The sequence below is a fragment of the Aquabacterium olei genome (genome assembly GCF_003100395.1).
GTDB classification, from domain to species: domain Bacteria; phylum Pseudomonadota; class Gammaproteobacteria; order Burkholderiales; family Burkholderiaceae_C; genus Aquabacterium; species Aquabacterium olei.
On the sequence record NZ_CP029210.1, the window covers coordinates 1,020,460 to 1,037,744 of the forward strand.

20 protein-coding genes are annotated in these 17,285 nt (G+C 67.9%); 14 read left to right on the forward strand and 6 right to left on the reverse strand.

The annotated features are described in order from the left end of the window. Window positions 1-16 precede the first annotated feature (16 nt). On the reverse strand, window positions 17-805 hold the full coding sequence (locus DEH84_RS04575) for a ComF family protein (protein WP_159098861.1): 789 nt from the start codon (window positions 803-805) through the stop codon (window positions 17-19). A 72-nt stretch (window positions 806-877) separates the two neighbouring features. On the opposite strand from DEH84_RS04575, the gene DEH84_RS04580 reads away from it, so the two are divergent. From DEH84_RS04580 to DEH84_RS04610, 8 genes are all read left to right on the forward strand, one after another. Then, window positions 878-1,810 (forward strand): class I SAM-dependent methyltransferase, encoded by a 933-nt coding sequence (locus tag DEH84_RS04580; RefSeq protein WP_109035180.1) that lies wholly within the window; start codon window positions 878-880, stop codon window positions 1,808-1,810. 190 nt (window positions 1,811-2,000) lie between these two features. After that, window positions 2,001-2,573 carry a DUF2244 domain-containing protein gene (locus DEH84_RS04585; RefSeq protein ID WP_109035182.1) on the forward strand — a complete coding sequence of 191 codons (573 nt, stop codon included), beginning with the start codon at window positions 2,001-2,003 and terminating at the stop codon, window positions 2,571-2,573. A gap of 172 nt (window positions 2,574-2,745) precedes the next feature. Continuing rightward, complete coding sequence (gene coxB / locus DEH84_RS04590) at window positions 2,746-3,870, forward strand: cytochrome c oxidase subunit II (RefSeq protein ID WP_109038219.1); 1,125 nt, start codon at window positions 2,746-2,748, stop codon at window positions 3,868-3,870. 37 nt (window positions 3,871-3,907) lie between these two features. After that, window positions 3,908-5,539, forward strand: a complete 1,632-nt coding sequence (gene ctaD, locus DEH84_RS04595; protein WP_109035184.1) for a cytochrome c oxidase subunit I — start codon at window positions 3,908-3,910, stop codon at window positions 5,537-5,539. Window positions 5,540-5,568: 29 nt separating this feature from the next. Further along, window positions 5,569-5,685, forward strand: coding sequence for a cytochrome oxidase small assembly protein (locus DEH84_RS19300; protein WP_218929761.1), 117 nt, complete (start codon window positions 5,569-5,571; stop codon window positions 5,683-5,685). Continuing rightward, the gene (locus tag DEH84_RS04600) at window positions 5,682-6,293 is read left to right on the forward strand and encodes a cytochrome c oxidase assembly protein (RefSeq protein ID WP_179950615.1); all 612 of its coding nucleotides are present in this window, start codon (window positions 5,682-5,684) and stop codon (window positions 6,291-6,293) included. The genes DEH84_RS19300 and DEH84_RS04600 overlap by 4 nt, the downstream gene beginning before the upstream one ends. Beyond that, complete coding sequence (locus DEH84_RS04605; protein WP_245932682.1) at window positions 6,290-6,541, forward strand: DUF2970 domain-containing protein; 252 nt, start codon at window positions 6,290-6,292, stop codon at window positions 6,539-6,541. Before DEH84_RS04600 ends, DEH84_RS04605 begins: the two co-directional genes overlap by 4 nt. Before the next feature lie 65 nt (window positions 6,542-6,606). After that, a complete protein-coding gene (locus tag DEH84_RS04610; RefSeq protein WP_109035186.1) occupies window positions 6,607-7,491 on the forward strand; it encodes a cytochrome c oxidase subunit 3 in 885 nt (294 codons plus the stop codon). 16 nt (window positions 7,492-7,507) lie between these two features. Here DEH84_RS04610 and DEH84_RS04615 read toward each other — a convergent pair whose 3' ends face one another. Further along, complete coding sequence (locus DEH84_RS04615) at window positions 7,508-7,729, reverse strand: twin transmembrane helix small protein (RefSeq protein WP_109035188.1); 222 nt, start codon at window positions 7,727-7,729, stop codon at window positions 7,508-7,510. A gap of 42 nt (window positions 7,730-7,771) precedes the next feature. Between DEH84_RS04615 and DEH84_RS04620 the strand changes: the two genes are divergently transcribed. From DEH84_RS04620 to DEH84_RS04645, 6 genes are all read left to right on the forward strand, one after another. Then, window positions 7,772-8,617 carry an SURF1 family protein gene (locus DEH84_RS04620; RefSeq protein WP_109035190.1) on the forward strand — a complete coding sequence of 282 codons (846 nt, stop codon included), beginning with the start codon at window positions 7,772-7,774 and terminating at the stop codon, window positions 8,615-8,617. Then, window positions 8,604-9,293 (forward strand): SCO family protein, encoded by a 690-nt coding sequence (locus DEH84_RS04625; protein WP_109035192.1) that lies wholly within the window; start codon window positions 8,604-8,606, stop codon window positions 9,291-9,293. The genes DEH84_RS04620 and DEH84_RS04625 overlap by 14 nt, the downstream gene beginning before the upstream one ends. A gap of 24 nt (window positions 9,294-9,317) precedes the next feature. Next, entirely contained in the window at window positions 9,318-10,508 is a 1,191-nt protein-coding gene (locus tag DEH84_RS04630) for a COX15/CtaA family protein (protein ID WP_109038222.1), read from the forward strand. A 60-nt stretch (window positions 10,509-10,568) separates the two neighbouring features. After that, entirely contained in the window at window positions 10,569-11,489 is a 921-nt protein-coding gene (cyoE, locus tag DEH84_RS04635; RefSeq protein ID WP_109035194.1) for a heme o synthase, read from the forward strand. A gap of 12 nt (window positions 11,490-11,501) precedes the next feature. Beyond that, window positions 11,502-12,119 (forward strand): SCO family protein, encoded by a 618-nt coding sequence (locus tag DEH84_RS04640; protein WP_109038223.1) that lies wholly within the window; start codon window positions 11,502-11,504, stop codon window positions 12,117-12,119. 204 nt (window positions 12,120-12,323) lie between these two features. Then, a complete protein-coding gene (locus DEH84_RS04645) occupies window positions 12,324-14,267 on the forward strand; it encodes a glycosyl hydrolase family 28-related protein (RefSeq protein ID WP_109035195.1) in 1,944 nt (647 codons plus the stop codon). A gap of 10 nt (window positions 14,268-14,277) precedes the next feature. On the opposite strand, the gene DEH84_RS04650 is transcribed toward DEH84_RS04645, so the two are convergent. Genes DEH84_RS04650 through folE form a run of 4 tightly spaced genes read right to left on the reverse strand, consistent with a single transcriptional unit; the run spans window position 14,278 to window position 17,279 of the window. Then, the gene (locus tag DEH84_RS04650) at window positions 14,278-15,141 is read right to left on the reverse strand and encodes a D-hexose-6-phosphate mutarotase (protein WP_109035197.1); all 864 of its coding nucleotides are present in this window, start codon (window positions 15,139-15,141) and stop codon (window positions 14,278-14,280) included. Further along, window positions 15,138-16,091, reverse strand: a complete 954-nt coding sequence (locus DEH84_RS04655) for a DUF429 domain-containing protein (protein ID WP_109035199.1) — start codon at window positions 16,089-16,091, stop codon at window positions 15,138-15,140. Before DEH84_RS04655 ends, DEH84_RS04650 begins: the two co-directional genes overlap by 4 nt. 15 nt (window positions 16,092-16,106) lie before the next feature. Further along, window positions 16,107-16,535, reverse strand: a complete 429-nt coding sequence (locus DEH84_RS04660; RefSeq protein ID WP_109035201.1) for a BLUF domain-containing protein — start codon at window positions 16,533-16,535, stop codon at window positions 16,107-16,109. A gap of 3 nt (window positions 16,536-16,538) precedes the next feature. Further along, on the reverse strand, window positions 16,539-17,279 hold the full coding sequence (gene folE, locus DEH84_RS04665; protein ID WP_109035203.1) for a GTP cyclohydrolase I: 741 nt from the start codon (window positions 17,277-17,279) through the stop codon (window positions 16,539-16,541). Window positions 17,280-17,285 lie beyond the last annotated feature (6 nt).

The window sequence follows — 17,285 nt, forward strand, 5'->3', positions numbered from 1 at the left end:
CGCGCGTTCAGGCAGGTCAGCGCGTGCGCTCCGGGGCGCGGTCGGGTGCCGGCGTGCGCGCCAGCACCCAGGCCGACACGCTGCGCACCCCGGCGGCCTCCAGCGTGCGGGTGAGCTCGTCCAGCGTGGCGCCGGTGGTCATCACATCGTCAACCAGCGCCACATGGCGGCCTTCCAGCTTCGGCGCCAGATCGGCCCGCACGGCGTAGGCGCCCCGGATCGCCGCACGCCGCTCGTCGGCCGACAGGCCCATCAGCCGGTCGGTGTGTCGCGTCTTCTGCAGGGCGTGCGGCACGCAGCTCAGTCGCAGGGCCCGCGCCACATGCTGCGCCAGCAGAGCCGCCTGGTTGTAGCCGCGCTCGCACAGCCGTGAGGTCGACAGCGGCGCGGCCACCACCAGCGGCCGTTCAGTCGGTCGCAGGCGGCGCACCGTGGGTGCCACGCGCTCGGCCAGCAAACTGCCCAGCGCGGCGGCCAGGGCCGCTTCCTCATGAAACTTGAGCCGACCAATCAGACCGTTCCATGGGGCGACGTAGTCCACAGCGGCCACCGCACGGTCGAATGCAGGCGGGTAGTCTTCGCACAGCAGGCAAGGCTCGCCCGCCGGGTGAGCGGCGGGCAGCGTGATGGCGCAACGGGAGCAACGCGGCCGATGGGGCGCCAGCAAGGGCAGGCAGTCCTGGCAGATCACCTGACCTTGCCACCGCCCGCAGGTGCGACAGGGGGCGCCGGGCAGACCGGTCAGCCAGGACCAGAAGCCACCCGTTGCGGGCGGTTGATGCCGAGGGCGGGGCAGGGCAGGCATCCGATCAATATACTGAGCGCGCTCCCGCCGGCCCATCGCCCCGAGGCGGGAGCCCGACGCTGTTTTGCCCCCATGACCGACGCCCCTCTGCCGCCCGTTTCTCCCCAGCCCGCCGCCCTGGCGCGCCAGCTCCGCCGCCTCGCGACCCTGCCGTCGCCGCCGTGGCTGCATGGCGAGGTGGCGCGGCGCCTGGCCGACAAGCTCGGCCCCATCCGCATCGAGCCCGCCCACTGGGTGGACTGGTCGGCCTGGCTGGGGGAGGGGGTGTCGCCCGTGGCCGCCCGCTATCCCGATGCCCGGCGCTGGGTGATCGAGCCCACACCGGCGCTCACCACCCGCAGCACGGAGGCCTGGCAGGCATCTCACGCCTCGCCCTGGTGGGCACGCTGGCGGCGCACCACCCCGCCCGTGGCCACGATGGGCGACCCGCACCCGGAAGGCTGGCCCGCCGATGGGGTGCAGATGGTCTGGGCCAACATGACGCTGCATGCCGCCGCCGACCTGCCCGGCCTGCTGGCGCACTGGCACGGCCTGCTCGACACGAATGGCTTCCTGATGTGCAGCGGGCTGGGGCCCGACACCGCGCGCGAACTGCGTGATCTGTACCGCGCGCTGGGCTGGCCCTTGCCCACGGTCGATTTCATCGACATGCACGACCTGGGCGATGAACTTGTCAAGGCCGGCTTTCAGGACCCGGTGATGGACATGGAGCGCCTGACCCTGACCTGGCCGGATGCCGAGGCCATGCTGGCCGAACTGCGCACCTGGGGCGGCAACGTGGCGGTGGGCCGCCATGCCGGCTTGCGCACACCACGCTGGCGTGCCCGCTTGCTCGAGGCCCTGCACACCCATTGCCGCCGCCCGGATGGCCGCCTGGGTCTGACGCTGGAGCTGGTCTATGGCCATGCGCTCAAGCCACTGCCCCGGCCCCGCCTGGCCGCCGAGACCCGCGTGTCGCTCGACGACATGAAGCGCATGGTGCGCCACGTTGGTGACAAGGGGTGAACCCCTGCGGTGCGATTGCAACGCCGACAGCGGGTTATCCATAGCCAGATGGCCCCGATTCCGTATTGAGATGGCGCAAGTGCCTGCATAGAATGGGTCACACGACCGAGGGGTTCACAGGCCCTGACGTCACCCGATCCACCCGCCGGAATCGGCCCCCGAGCCGCCGACAGCAGAGGAGTTGTGGGGCATGACAGCCACCTTGTCGTCTGTTCGCATGAATGCCCCCGCGCTCTGGCAGTTCGGCATCTGGCGTCCTGACGCACTCCTTCGGCATTCCGGCAAGGCCCGCGTGCGCCTCACTGACCAGGCCGCTGGCTGGCTTGCCGAATGGCACCTCGCCCGCGAACGCCTGCTTACACCCTGGCAGGCGGGCCGGGCACTGTTTCTGCTGGCAACCCTGGCGTTGCTGCTCAGTGCGGGGTTCTGGCTGATGGGCGTGGCCGTGGCGCCGCTTGCCTGTCTGCAGTTGGCCGGCATCGGCATGGTCCTCACGATGTGGGTCCGGCACGCAGACGATCGCGACGTGATTGCCTTGCGTCCCGGTCTGCTGCGGGTTGAACGGCACCGTGCAGGGCGGGTCGACACCGTCGAATTCAACCCCCGCTGGGTGCGGGTCGAGCCCGACCAGCACGATGAATCTCTGGTGCGCCTCTCGGGCCACGGGCTCAGCGTGGTGGTGGGCGATTTCGTGCAGCGACAACACCGGCGTCAGCTGGCGGACGAGTTCCGCTGGGCGCTTCGTCACCTCGACGGCCGGTAAGCGGGCGAGGGCGTGCCAGGTCAGGCGCGCCGTCACGGAGCCCCTTCATGACCAACGACAACCCATGGCGAGCGAGAACATGATCCTGGATCCTGGTCAGCGAGTGAGTGAGGTGGTACCGAAGGCAGGCCTGGCCCGTGCGCAGGCCGCGCTGTCCGGATGTCGTGCGGCGATGTCGGCTGCATTGCTGCTGGGTTTCGGGGTGGCTCATGCCGTGAGCGACCTGCCGGGCGGACCGGCCGTGCGCCAGTACGATCTGCCCCCCCCCGTGACGCGCATCGCCGTCGAGCAGCAATGGCTGCACAACATGATGCTCTACATCTGCGGCGCCATCTTCGTCGCGGTGTTCGGCGTGATGTTCTATTCGATCTGGAAGCACCGCAAATCCAAGGGCGTCAAGCCGGCCGATTTCCATGAGTCCACCACGGTCGAGATCGTCTGGACCGTCATCCCCTTCCTCATCGTGATCGGCATGGCGCTGCCCGCCACCAAGGTGGTGGTCGCGCAGAAGGACACCACCAACGCCGACCTCACCATCAAGGCCACCGGCTACCAATGGAAGTGGGGCTATGACTACCTGAAGGGCGAGGGCGAGGGCATCGCATTCGTTTCCACGCTCGATGCCACACACCGCGCGCTGTCGGATGCCGGCACGCCGCAAGGCAATGACTACCTGCTCAAGGTCGATCAGCCGCTGGTGGTGCCGGTCGACAAGAAGGTCCGCATCATCACCACGGCCAACGATGTCATCCACTCCTTCATGGTGCCGGCCTTCGGCATCAAGCAGGATGCCATTCCCGGCTTCGTGCGCGACACCTGGTTCCGCGCCGAGAAGGTGGGCGACTACTACGGGCAGTGCGCAGAGCTGTGCGGCAAGGAGCACGCCTACATGCCGATCCACGTGAAGGTGCTGTCTGCCGAGGATTACGCTGCATGGGTGACGGCCAAGCAGAAGGAACTGCAGGCCCAGGCCGATGACCCGAGCAAGGTGTGGGCGTTGCCCGATCTCGTGGCCCGTGGCGAGAAGGTCTACAACGCCAACTGCGCTGCCTGCCACATGGCCAATGGCAAGGGCAGCGGTGCGATCAAGGCACTGGATGGTTCGCCCGTGGTGCTCAGCGACGACAAGGGCAAGCAGATCCACGTGCTGCTCAATGGTCAGAACAACATCATGCCGGCCTGGCGTCAGCTGTCCGACACCGAGATCGCGGCGGTGATCACCTACACGAAGAACCAGTGGTCGAACAAGACCGGACAGCTTGTGCAACCAGCCGAAGTGCTGGCCATGCGCAAGTGAAGCCCTGACAACGCGTCGTTGACGAAAGGACGTTCCAATGAGTGCAGTGCTCGGTCAAGGCGGCCACGGCCACGTTCACGGCCATGATGACCACGCCCACGACCATCCGCACGGGTGGCGTCGGTGGGTCTATGCCACCAACCACAAGGACATCGGCACGCTTTACATGCTGTTCGCGCTGACGATGCTGATGATCGGCGGCGTGCTGGCTCTGGGTATCCGTGCCGAGCTTTTCCAGCCCGGGCTGCAACTGGTCAACCCCGAGCTGTTCAACCAGCTCACCACCATGCACGGCATCATCATGGTGTTCGGCGCGATCATGCCGGCCTTCGTGGGCTTCGCGAACTGGATGTTGCCGCTGCAGATCGGCGCCTCCGACATGGCCTTCGCGCGCATGAACAACTTCAGCTTCTGGCTGATGATTCCCGCGGCGCTGCTGCTGGTCGGCTCGTTCTTCATGCCGGGCGGCGCACCTGCGGCGGGCTGGACCCTGTACGCACCGCTCACGCTGCAGATGGGCCCCTCGATGGATGCGGGCATCTTTGCCATGCACCTTCTGGGTGCCTCGTCCATCATGGGCTCGATCAACATCATCGTCACCATCCTCAACATGCGCGCGCCCGGCATGACGCTGATGAAGATGCCGATGTTCGCGTGGACCTGGCTGATCACCGCCTACCTGCTGATTGCCGTGATGCCCGTGCTGGCCGGCGCCATCACCATGACGCTGACCGACCGCCACTTCGGCACCAGCTTCTTCAACCCTGCGGGCGGCGGCGACCCGGTGATGTACCAGCACATCTTCTGGTTCTTCGGCCACCCCGAGGTCTACATCATGATCCTGCCGGCCTTCGGCATCATCAGCCAGATCGTGCCGGCCTTTGCCCGCAAGAAGCTGTTCGGCTACACCTCGATGGTCTATGCCACGGCCTCCATTGCCATCCTGAGCTTCATCGTCTGGGCCCACCACATGTTCGCCACCGGCATGCCGGTCACGGGCCAGCTCTTCTTCATGTACGCCACGATGCTGATCTCGGTGCCCACGGGCGTGAAGGTCTTCAACTGGATCGCCACGATGTGGAGGGGCTCGATGACCTTCGAGGGCCCGATGCTCTGGGCCGTCGGCTTCATCTTCGTGTTCACCATGGGCGGCTTCACGGGCCTGATCCTGTCGGTGGCGCCCATCGACATCCAGCTGCAGGACACGTACTACGTGGTCGCGCACTTCCACTACGTGCTGGTGGCGGGTTCGCTGTTTGCGCTGTTTGCCGGGTTCTACTACTGGGGGCCGAAGTGGACGGGCGTCATGGTGCCGGACTGGAAGGGCAAGCTGCACTTCTGGTGGTCGCTGATCGCGTTCAATGTCACCTTCTTCCCGATGCACTTCCTGGGCCTGGCCGGCATGCCGCGCCGCTATGCCGACTACGCGATGCAGTTTGCCGACTTCAACGCGCTGGCCTCGGTGGGCGCGTTTGCCTTCGGTTTCGCCCAGGTGTACTTCATCTTCGGTGTGCTGATCCCGGCCATGCGCGGCAAGGGCGAGCCGGCCCCAGCCAAGCCCTGGGAGGGTGCTGAAGGCCTGGAATGGGAAGTGCCTTCGCCCGCGCCGTTCCACACCTTCGAGACCCCGCCCAAGCTGGATGCCACGGCCACCCGCGTGGTGGGCTGACGGCCGGAGCCCTGACAGGACACACCGCCATGAACGCCCCTTCCGATTCTCGTGCCAACCGCCGCCTGGGCCTCATCCTGGCTTCGGTGGCGGTGGCGTTCTTCGTCGGGTTCATCGTCAAGATCGTGCTGCTGACGCCCCAATGAGTGTGTCGACACCGCCCCATGATGCTGCCTGGCGCCGCGCGCTGCGTCTGCACCGGGCCAACCGCGACACCGTGTTCAAGCTGGTCGTCGTGGCGGGGCTGATGTTCGGCTTCGGGTACGCCATGGTGCCGATGTACCGCCACATCTGTGCGGCCCTCGGCATCAACGTGCTCACGCTGGGTGAGCAGAAGGTGCCGGGTGCCGTGGGCGAGCGCCGCAACACCCAGGTCGACCTCAGTCGCACCATCACCATCGAGTTCGACGCCAATGCCCGCGGCCCGTGGGATTTCAAGCCCGAAGTGCGCTCGGTGCGCGTGCATCCGGGCGAACTCACCACGGTGGTCTACGAATTCCGCAACCGCCAGGACCGGACCATGGCGGCCCAGGCCATCCCCAGCTACGCACCCAAGCAGGCCACCTCGCACTTCACCAAGCTCGAGTGCTTCTGCTTTGCAGAACACAAGCTCCAGCCGGGCGAGTCGAAGCGCTGGCCGGTCACCTTCATCATCGACCCGCGCCTGCCCAAGGACGTTCGCACCATCACGCTGTCCTACACCTTCTTCGAGGTAGGCGGGCGTGTGCCTGCGGTGCCAGGAGGATCGGTGTGAGCGAGCTCGAGCCCGGATCGTCGGATGGCCTGCGCGAAGCGGCGCGGCGGCGTGGGTCGTTCCTGCAGACCGTCAAGGCGGTGGCGTGGTCCTTCTTCGGCGTGCGCAAGTCGACCGACTATGCGCAGGATGTGGCGCACATCAACCCCATCCACGTGATCGTGGCAGGTGTGCTGGCCGGCATCGCCTTCGTGGTCGGTCTCGTGTTGCTTGTGCGCTGGATCGTCGGCAGTGGGGTGGCGCAGTGAGCAGCGTGTCGGTTTTGTCGTCGTCGTGAACCAGCGTGGCCCCGTGCGGGCCTGAGGAGTCAGACATGTCGGTCGCAGTACCCAGAGGGCAGGCCCCTTACTACTTCGTGCCGGGGCCATCCCGCCATCCGATGATGGCGGCTGCCGGCCTTTTCTTCGTGATCCTCGGCGCCGGCCAGTGGGTCAACGGGGCAGCCTGGGGGCCGTACTCGGTGGCTTTCGGGCTGGTGTGGTGGGCCGTCGTGCTCACGCAGTGGTTCTCGGATGCCATACGCGAAAGCGAAGCCGGCCTGTACAGCGACCGCATCGATGTCTCCTACCGGTGGAGCATGGCGTGGTTCATCTTCTCGGAGGTGATGTTCTTCGCCTCCTTCTTCGGTGCGTTGTTCTGGGCGCGTCTGTACGTGCTGCCGGCGCTGGGCAACATCGAGAACGCGCTGCTGTGGCCCGATTTCAAGGCCGTGTGGCCGTCCGAGATGGCGGGGGCGACGGCCTCGCCAGCAGGCACGGTCGAACCCTTCCGCACCATGGGGCCGTGGCCGATCCCCACCATCAACACCGCCTTGCTGCTGACTTCCGGCATCACGCTGACGATCGCCCACCACGCGCTGCGTGAAGACATGCGCAAGCGGTGCCTCACCTTCATGTGGCTGACGGTGCTGCTGGGCGTGCTCTTCGTGATGCTTCAGGGCTACGAGTATTACGAGGCCTACACCCACCTGAACCTGAAGCTCTCGTCGGGCATCTACGGGTCCACCTTCTTCATGCTGACCGGCTTCCACGGCCTGCACGTGTTCGTCGGCATGCTGATGCTGCTGTTCATCACGCTGCGACTGCAGAAGGGGCACTTCACGGCACAGCGGCACTTCGGGTTCGAAGGCGCGGCCTGGTACTGGCACTTCGTGGACGTCGTCTGGCTGGGCCTGTACGTGATCGTCTACTGGACCTGACGCCCCCGGGCCGGACTCACTGGCCCATCGGGATGCCGGTGGGCTGGATCCAGCCCATCTTGTAGCTCACCAGGATGAACACGAACAAGGCAATCGACAGCCCCACCCGCAAGGCCAGGGCGCGCACCATGCGGTTGCTCTTGGGCTCGCCGTCCCGTCCGTCGCGCAGCATGGCGCGACCGGCGGCAAACAGCGCCACGATGATGGCGACCAGGGCGATGACGAAGACGATCTTCATCGGCCCAGTGTATGCCGGGCGCCCGGCCCCGCGGGAGTCGCGATGACCCTGCCCCCGAAGCCGCAAGGGACAGGGCGCCGCGTGGTGGTGGCCCTGGCCGCGCTGGCTGCCACCGGGCTGACGGTCTGGCTGGGGTGCTGGCAGTTGGGGCGCGCCGAGACCAAGGCGGCGCTGGCGAACCAGGTGGCGCATCAGGCGAGCCTGCCGACCTGGACCGCCGCCGATTGGCCCTGCGATGCGCAAGCGACAAGCACCTTGCCTCTGCAGCGGCCGGTGCGATTGCGCGGGCAATGGCTGCACGAGCGCACCGTGTTGCTGGACAACCGCAGCATGGACGGACGCAGTGGCCTCATCGTCGTGACACCGCTGCGGCTCGATGAGCGCGCGGCCTGCCCTGGCGCCATCGTGCTCGTGCAACGTGGCTGGTTGCCCCGCGATCCGGCCGCCCCGCGCGACGCCGCCTACTTGCCTGCGGTGCCACGCCCGCCCGGCCTCGTCGAGGTGCAAGGGCGTCTGGTGGCCGAACCGAGCCGGGTCTATTCGATTGCGCAGGAGCCCCAGCCGAAAGGCGCCGCACCCGTGCTGCGCCAGAACGTCGACCCCGCCTTCTGGGCCGCGTGGTTGGGGCAATCCCCGCTGGCGGGCACCGTCCTTCAGTTGCAAGCTGGAGCCGAACTGGCCCGCGCCGACGCGACCGCCCCTGAAGCCCCGGCTGGCGATGGGTTGTGGCGTCGGTGGCCCGCGGTGGACCACGGGCAGGGCAAGCATCTGGGTTATGCCGTTCAGTGGTTTGCGCTGGCGGCCCTCATCACGGGACTCTATGTCTGGCACCAACTCATCCGCCCCCGTCGGGCTGCCGACCGGACGCTTGCCCATGTCGACCCATGACCGCTCGGCGCCCGACAGCGCGCTGCAGTTCAGCGTGCACGGCCTGGCCCAGCAGGATCTGGCTCAGGCCCAGCGCACGCGCAGCGGCCGCCTCAAGATGCTGCTGGTGTGGCTGGTGTGTGCGGCACCCGTCATCGCGTCCTACTTCACGTACTACGTGCTGCGACCGCAGGGCCGCGTCAACCACGGCGATCTCATCACCCCTTCGCGCCCCATGCCGGCTGATGGCCGGCTGGCCCTCCACGATGTGCAAGGGCGCGCCGTGTCGGTGGCCGCGCTCAAGGGCCAGTGGTTGCTGGTGAGCGTGGCCGGTGGCGCGTGCGCGGCCGAGTGCGAGCGCCACCTCTACTGGCAGCGCCAGTTGCGCGAGGTGCTGGGCAAGGACAAGGACAGACTCGATCGGGTCTGGCTGGTCAATGATGGCGAGCCCCCCCGGCCCGCGGTGCTGCCCGGCCTGTCTGCGCCCGGGTCCTGGGTGCTGCAGGCGGATCGCGAGGCACTGTCTGGCTGGTTGGTGCCGGCCGCCGGGCAAGCCCTGTCAGCGCACCTCTATCTGGTCGACCCGCGAGGCGATTGGATGATGCGCTGGCCAGCCGACGCCGATCCCGCCGACATCAAGAAGGACCTTCTTCGCCTGATGAAGGCCAACAACAGTTGGGACGAGGCCGGCCGCTGAGCCGGGATGGAGCGCACGGTGGGCATGGCTGCGTTGATCGACCTGAATCCTGTGCTGGAGATGCTGGTGCTGGGCGCTGCCCTGGCGCTGGTCCCGACGGCGCTGGTGGCGTGGCGCGCTCGCCGCCAGGGCGTGCGCGGCTGGGCTGCCTGGCAGCGGGTGCTCACGGTCGCCACCCTGTTTCTGACACTCGACCTCGTCGTCTTCGGTGCCTTCACCCGCCTGACCGACTCGGGGCTGGGCTGCCCGGACTGGCCCGGCTGCTATGGCGAGACCAGTCCCTGGGGAGCGAAGACCGCCATCGCGGCCGAGCAGGCCGTGCGTCCGCATGGCCCCGTCACCCACCACAAGGCCTGGATCGAGATGCTGCACCGCTACCTGGCCACAGCCGTCGGGGCGCTGATCACCGGGCTCATGGTGGCGGCATGGCGGCGGCGGCATGCACCCGGTGCGCTCTCGCCATGGTGGCCCACGCTGACCTTCGTGTGGGTGTGCGTGCAGGGGGCTTTCGGGGCCCTCACGGTCACGTCGAAGCTGCAGCCCCTCATCGTCACGCTGCACCTGCTGGGGGCGCTGCTGGGCGTGGGGCTGCTGACCGCACAGGTGCGGGCCCTGCACCCGGCAGGCTCACGCTATGAGCGCGAGACCACCAAGGTCTGGGCCTCGTCGCCCTGGCGCCGTGCGGGCATGCTGGTGCTGGCTTTGCTGGCCGTGCAGATCGCGCTGGGCGCCTGGGTCAGCAGCAACTATGCCGTGCTGGCCTGCGCCGACTTCCCGACCTGTCAGGGTCGGTGGTGGCCCGAGATGGACGCCGCGACCGGCTTCACGCTGTGGCGCCCGTTGGGCGAGAACGGACAGGGGGGCTGGATTGCCCTCCCGGCGCTCACGGCCATCCACATGGCCCATCGCCTCATGGCTGTGGTCGTGCTGCTGGCCCTGCTGGTCTATGGCTGGGGTCTGCGGCGTCATACCGTCTGGCGCCGCGAGGGCCGCGTCCTGCTTGGGCTGGGGGCATGGCAATTGCTCACCGGGCTCAGCAATGTGGTGCTGAACTGGCCGCTGGTGGCCGCGCTGGCCCACACATTGGGTGCGGCGTTGCTGGTGTGGTGGCTGGTGCGCCTGCTGGTGTTGCCCGGCTGGGCGCGGCCCGCGGGTGCCATGGTGAGGGCATCCAAGGGTCTTCACGCTACAAACCGGCTGCAACGCGCGCCATAGTCGATTCCACCCCTCTCGTGCTGTCGGCCCTTTGCCGGTCCCCATCCTTCGGAGACGACCATGCCTGACACGATCGCCTCGCCCCAGGTCGCCGCCGCGCCGGCCCTGCTGTCCAGTTGGCGCCAGTACTACGTCCTCACGAAGCCGCGCGTGGTGCAGCTCATCGTGTTCTGTGCGGTCATCGGCATGCTGCTCGCCGTGCCCGGTGTGCCGACGGCCGCCGAGGCCCTGACGGCGGTGGCCGCCTGTGCCGGCATCTGGCTGGTGGCCGGGGCGGCAGCCGCCTTCAACTGCCTGGTCGAGCAAGGCATCGACGCGCGCATGAAGCGCACCGCCTGGCGCCCCACGGCCCGCGGCGAGCTGTCGCGCACCCAGACGCTGTTGTTCAGCTCCGTGCTGTGTGGACTCGGCATGGTGGTACTGGCCGTGTGGGTCAACCTGCTCACCATGTGGCTCACGCTGGCCACCTTCGTGGGCTACGCCATCGTCTACACGGTGCTGCTCAAGCCCATGACGCCGCAGAACATCGTCATAGGCGGCGCGTCGGGCGCGATGCCGCCCGTGCTCGGCTGGGCCGCCATGCGCGGTTCCGTCGACCCGGAGGCGCTGATGCTGTGCCTCATCATCTTCCTGTGGACGCCGCCGCATTTCTGGTCACTGGCGCTGTACCGCGTCGAGGACTACGCTCGTGCCGGGCTGCCGATGCTGCCTGTCACGCACGGCAACGCCTTCACGCGGCTACACATCCTGCTGTACACCGTGGTGCTGCTGGCTGGCAGCCTGCTGCCCTTCATTTACGGCATGAGCGGCTGGTTTTACCTGGCCAGCGCGTTGGTGCTGGGCGGCTTGTTCGTGGCGTATGCGTGGCGGCTGTGGCGGCGTTACAGTGACGAACTGGCCCGCAAGACCTTCCGCTTCTCCATCATCCACCTGATGCTGATGTTTGCTGCCTTGCTGGTCGACCACTACTGGATCCTATAGACCACCATGCGCATGCGTTTTTCTCCCGGCCGCCGTCGGCTGGGCCTGGCGGCGGTGTCCGCCCTGTTGCTGGCTGCCTGCGACAAGCCCTCGTCCACCCCGCCTCAACCCAAGGCGGCCTTCAACGGCGTCGACATCACCGGGGCCAACTACGCCCGCACGCTGAAGCTGAAGGACTTCGACGGTCACCCCCGGTCGCTCGACGAGTTCAAGGGCAAGGTCGTCTTCGTGTTCTTCGGCTTCACGCAGTGCCCCGACGTGTGCCCCACGACCATGGCCGAGCTGGCCGAGGTGCGTCGGCGCCTGGGCCCCGATGGCAACAAGGTGCAAGGCGTGTTCGTCACCGTCGACCCCGACCGCGACACGCCCGAGGTGCTGAAGGCCTACCTCGGCAACCTCGACAAGGACTTCATCGGCCTGCGTGGCACCAAGGAAGAGACCGACGCGGCCAGCCGCGAGTTCAAGGTCTTCTACCAGAAGGTGCCCACCCAGGGCGACCAGTACACCATCGACCACACCGCGGGCGGCTACCTGTTCGACCCGGCCGGCCGCGTGCGGCTGTTCGTGCGCTACGGCATGGGCGCGGACAAGCTCACGGCCGACGTGACGCAACTTCTGGCCACGAGTTGAAACGCATTGTGTCGACCGGCTTGCTCGTGAGGATTTGACACGTCTTCATCCGCGTTCTGACGAATACTCCGTCCAATTCATGGCGGTCCGGATGGTCCGGGTGTCATGTCAGGGGTTTAATGGGGTGAGGACGGGCCGGCTGCCATTGCGCAGGTCAGAAGCCCGGCCGCCTGGCCGATCAGGCAGCAAGTAAGGCAATCCGGGATGTTCAAGCGTGTGGTTCTGGCGGTCGGCCTGTTGGCGGGCGCGCTGGCAGGATGCGGTGGTGGTGGTGGCGCAGCCACACCGGGCTCGGTGGCCTTGGCGCCCACAGCCGGTGCGGACGAAACGGCTCAGGCGTCCGGCCTCGTGCTGGCGGTGACGCCCTTGGGCGCCTCCTCCACCGCGCGCGTCGCATGTGCCGAGACGCAAGCCGTGTCGGTCGACACGCTGGGCGCCCGGCCTGATGACGGCGTGGACGACACCGCCGCGCTGCAGCAGGCCATCAACACGGCCCCGGCCGGGACCACGTTCGTGTTCCCTGCGGGCGTGTATCAGATCTCCGCAATGCTGTTGCCCCGGTCCGATCTGACCCTGTGCGCCAGCACCACCGCCACCCTGCGCTGGACGGGGGCCTCCGGTCACCTGATCGATGCGGCCTACCGCGGGCGCGCCGACCGCTTCAACCTCTACAACCTCGTGTTCGACGGGGCCTCGGTCATCCTGGCCGGCTCGGGCAACCGCGTGGTGAACAACACCTTCCGCAACGTCAACCGCCCGACCGCGGCGCCCGAGTCCGACCACACGCGCATGCATGCGCTGCACATCGTCGGCTTCGAGGACGGCGTGATCGAGCACAACGTGTTCGACAACATCGACACCAACACCGCGCTGATCGGCCACGGTGTCTCGGGCAGCGTCATCCGCAACAACAGCATGGGCCGGGTCTACCAGGCCATGCACTTCTTCGAGATCACCGGCACGGAGGTCGCGCAGAACCGCCTGTCGGGCATGCGACGCATGGGGATCGAGGTGCAGGGCAGCAACCTGCGCGGCCTCGTCATCCGCGACAACGTGCTGTCCGACTGGCGTTTCGAGGCCGACCAGCGCGAACTGATCGGCATGTCGGTGGTGTCGGGCGACAGCGTGGTGATTCAGGGCAACGTGCTGCGATGCGGTGCGGGTTGCGACAACAGCGAGCGCGGCTGGGGCATGGAACTCGGCGGTGCGGGCACCCTGGCGGTGCAGCGCAACGTGGTGCAGGGCTTTGCCATCGGCCTCGGTGTGGCCATCCTCGACAGCGTCACGCTGGACGGCAACGCGGTCTACGACAGCCACTCGGGCATCTACAAGTTCAACAACGGGCCCGTGTCCGGCAGCATGCGGGTGACAGGCAACCACATCGAGAACGCGCGCGATTGCGGCATCTGCGGCGAGTGGTCCCTCACCCGGGCGCCCGTGCTCAGCGGCAACACCATCGCACGTGAAGCCGGCCGGTGGGCGGGGGATGCCGGGCGTCGCTACGTCGGCATCATCGCCAGCCCGGTCACCAGCGGTGCGTCGGCCATGCAGATCCAGGGCAATCGCCTGCTGCTGGAGGGCAGCGCTGCGGCGGGCCTGCACGGCTGGGGCGTGTGCCTGTGCGGTGTCAACGCCAACCTGTCGGGCCTCACGCTGTCGGGCAACTGGTTCGGCGGCAGTGGCGGAGACTGGGGCGGTGGCGTCCTGATCAACGCCGAGCGCGCCGCCGGCGGTGTGCGCTTTGCCAGCAACCAGTTCCAGAACATGGCCATGGCTGTCGCCGGGGTACACACCTGGCTGGCGGGCGGCTTCACTGCGTCGGGCAACACTGCATTCAACGTGCCGACGGCCGGCCTGTGGCCCGGCGTGGTCGATGCCTCGGCCCGCGTCGATCTGCCCCGCCTCGGTCTGACGGCCAGCGCGTCAGGCAGCCAGCGCACGCTGCAACTCTCCGGCCTGGCGGGCGGCAGCAACGCCACCTGGCTGTTCGGCGACGGGCTGTCCGCCACGTCGACGGCGAGCAGCATCCGCCACCTGTACGTACTCAATGGCGGGCAGACGATGCGTGCCCGTGCCTGGGTCGGCCACCCATCCGGCGCATGGCTCACGGCCAGCGCGGCCTTGCCCTTCGCGGTGCCCGCGCCCTGAACGCCCGGCTTCAGGCGCTCAGCAGCGTGAAGCTCTGGCGGCCTGTCCAGTTTTCCTGCGGCCCGAGCGTGACCGGCTGAAAGACCCGGGCCCCTTCGACGCACAGCATGTGCTGCCAGCCGTCGGGGGGCATGTCCTTCAGCGCCGCGCACTTCTCGGGGCCCGGGTTCCAGATCACCGCATCCGGCAGGCCCTCGGTCTCGATCGCCAGGCGACGCGGGCCATCCCGCAGCAGCAGGCCAGCCGGCACCTTCTCGTAGATCCGGTCGATCTCGCCGTGGAAGCGCTTTTCCGGGTGGTCCTCGATGGTCTCGGTGCGCAGCAGGCTGTCGACATAGCGGCAGCCTTCCAGACCCTGCAGACGCACTTGCTGCAGGTCGGACACGGCCAGGTAGGTGTGCAGGGCTGCGGCAAACGGCCAGGTGGTCGTGCCCGTGTTCTCGGCAAACAACTCCAGATCCAGGCGCCCGCCGCTGACGGACACCGTCAACTCCAGCGTGAAGCCATGCGGCCAGATGGCCCGCGTGGCCTCATCGTCCTGCAGCACGAACGTGGCCTGCGCGTGGTCGCGTCCGGCGTGGCCGCCTTCGAGGCGCCAGGCGCGGTTGCGCGCCAGACCATGCCGCGGCAGGCTCACGTCCGGGCCGCGTTGCTCGAACTGCGGGAAGATCACCGGCACGCCACCCCGCACCGCCTGGCCTTCGCCGGCCACCGCGCGCGGCGACAGGTACAGCTGTTCCTGGCCACCGGCCGGAATCCACGAGACCACGTGCCCCCCGTGCAGCAGCACGGTCGCCCGGGCCCCGTCGGGGGATTGGATCTGCACGGCGGGTTGACCCAGTACCTGGGTCATCGGAAAGGTCGGTTCACTCATCCCGTGAGTATCCATCCTTCGACCGGGTCGATGCCGGCCGGGATGCCATACCGGGCGTCGCCCGCTTCCGCGCGCTGCTGCCCCCAGGCGGCCTGGATCAGGCACAGCACGGCGTCCAGTCGGTCGCCTTTCGGGTCGGCCACCAGGGCATCGTGCTGGGCCGCCGACAACTTGAGCCGCAGGCCCAGGCGCGTGCGGCCCTGCTCGAGTGCCGCGACGAGGTCCTTGCGGGCAATCAGGCGGTCGTCGGTGGCGACGGTGTCGCTCTTGTAGCTGCGCCGGCCCAGCACCTCGCGCGCCAGCCAGCCGGGGTAGGCCTCCAGCGCCACGGCGTACGGGCGGCCTTCCCGCTGGCCGGGCAGAGCGAGGTTGGCCGCCACCAGGCGCATCAGGCCCTCGAAGTACATCTTGCCCACTGGCACATAGCGGGTCTGCAGCGGGCTGGTGCTGACCATGTCGGGGATGGCGAGGTCGGCCGTGCGGTGTGCCAGCCTGGGCCCCGGGGGGCGGTCGGCATGCCAGGTGTCGCCCCAGCCATCCACGAGGCGCTGAAAACCGGCCCGGTCCTCGCAGTGCGCGTGCAGGGCCCGGATGAGGCGTTCGGTCTCACTCAGTGCATGAGCCAGCTCGGGCGCCACGCCCGGCACGGGATCATGCCCTCCGAGCCAGCGTGGCAGCAGGCCGGGCCCCCGCGTGGCGAGCGCCTCCACGAACACACGTGGCAATCCGAAAGGAAAGTCGCAGCCCATCACGAACCCGCTGGCCAGTGGGCCCGGCGCCGCGGGGTCGAGAAGGGCGCTCAGCGCTGCATGCGTGGGGAGTTCATCCACCCGCTCCAGTCGCACCACGCTGCCGGCGCGGCGGCCCCAGGCCAGGGTCAGCGGCTTGCGAGCGCTGGGCGCGCTGCTGAAATCCAGGCCGAGCAGCCAGGTCGGGGCGGCTGCAGACATGTCACCCGCGGGAGGTCAGCTCTGGCGGCTGACGATGCAGGCCGTGGCGATCAGCTCTTCCAGCAAGGCCATGGACACCTCGCCGGACACCGCATACGGATCCAGCACCGGCCGTTCGGAGTACTTCAGCAGCGTCGACGGGTTGACGCGCGCCAGGTTCACCTGCCCCATGGTCCAGCCGGCAAAGCGCCGCTCGGTGATCTCTTCGTAGCGCAGCAGCACCACATCGTGGTGGCGGGTGTCCTGACAGATGCGGGTGTACAGCTGGTTGACCTGCTCCCGGCCGCCTTCCAGCACCTGCATGAAGATGTCGCCGCTGTGGCACAGCAGGCCCGTGATGCCCTGCTGCGGGTTGTCCTTGCGCGAGGCGGCCAGGATCGCGTCGATGGTTTCGGGGGTCAGCGGCACCTTGGCGCGGCTCGCATACAGCAGTCGAACCAGCATGGCTCAGCCTTTCTTGTGGTTGACCAGAGAGAGGAATTCGCGACGCAGGTTCGGGTCCTTCAGGAAGGAGCCGCGCATCACGCTGTTGATCATCTTCGAGTCCATGTCCTTGACGCCGCGCCAGTGCATGCAGAAGTGGTCGGCTTCCATCACCACGGCCAGGCCGTCGGGGCTCATGCGCGACTGCAGCAGGTCGGCCACCTGGGTCACGGCCTCTTCCTGGATCTGCGGGCGGCTCATCACCCAGTCGATCAGACGCGCGTACTTCGACAGCCCGATCAGGTTCGAGTGCTCGTTGGGCATGATGCCGATCCACACCCGGCCGATGATCGGGCACAGGTGATGCGAGCACGCGCTGCGCACGGTGATCGGGCCAACGATCATCAGCTCGTTCAGCCGTTCGGCGTTCGGAAACTCGGTGACCGGCGGCGCAGCGTGGTATCGCCCCTTGAAGATCTCGTTGAGGTACATCTTCGCGACACGCCGCGCGGTGTCCTGCGTGTTGTGGTCGCTCTCGGTGTCGATCACCAGGCTGGACAGCACGGCGCTCATCTTGCCCTGCACCTCATCGAGCAGCTTTTCCAGCTCGCCCGGCTCGATGAACTCGGCAATGTTGTCATTCGCGTGAAAGCGCCGCTGCGCCGCCTTCAGGCGCTCGCGGATCTTCACGGACACAGGCACGCCTTGATCGTCGTCGGCCTCGGTGGCGTGGGGGTCGATGGCGCGCAGGGAAGGGCTGTTCATGTCGGT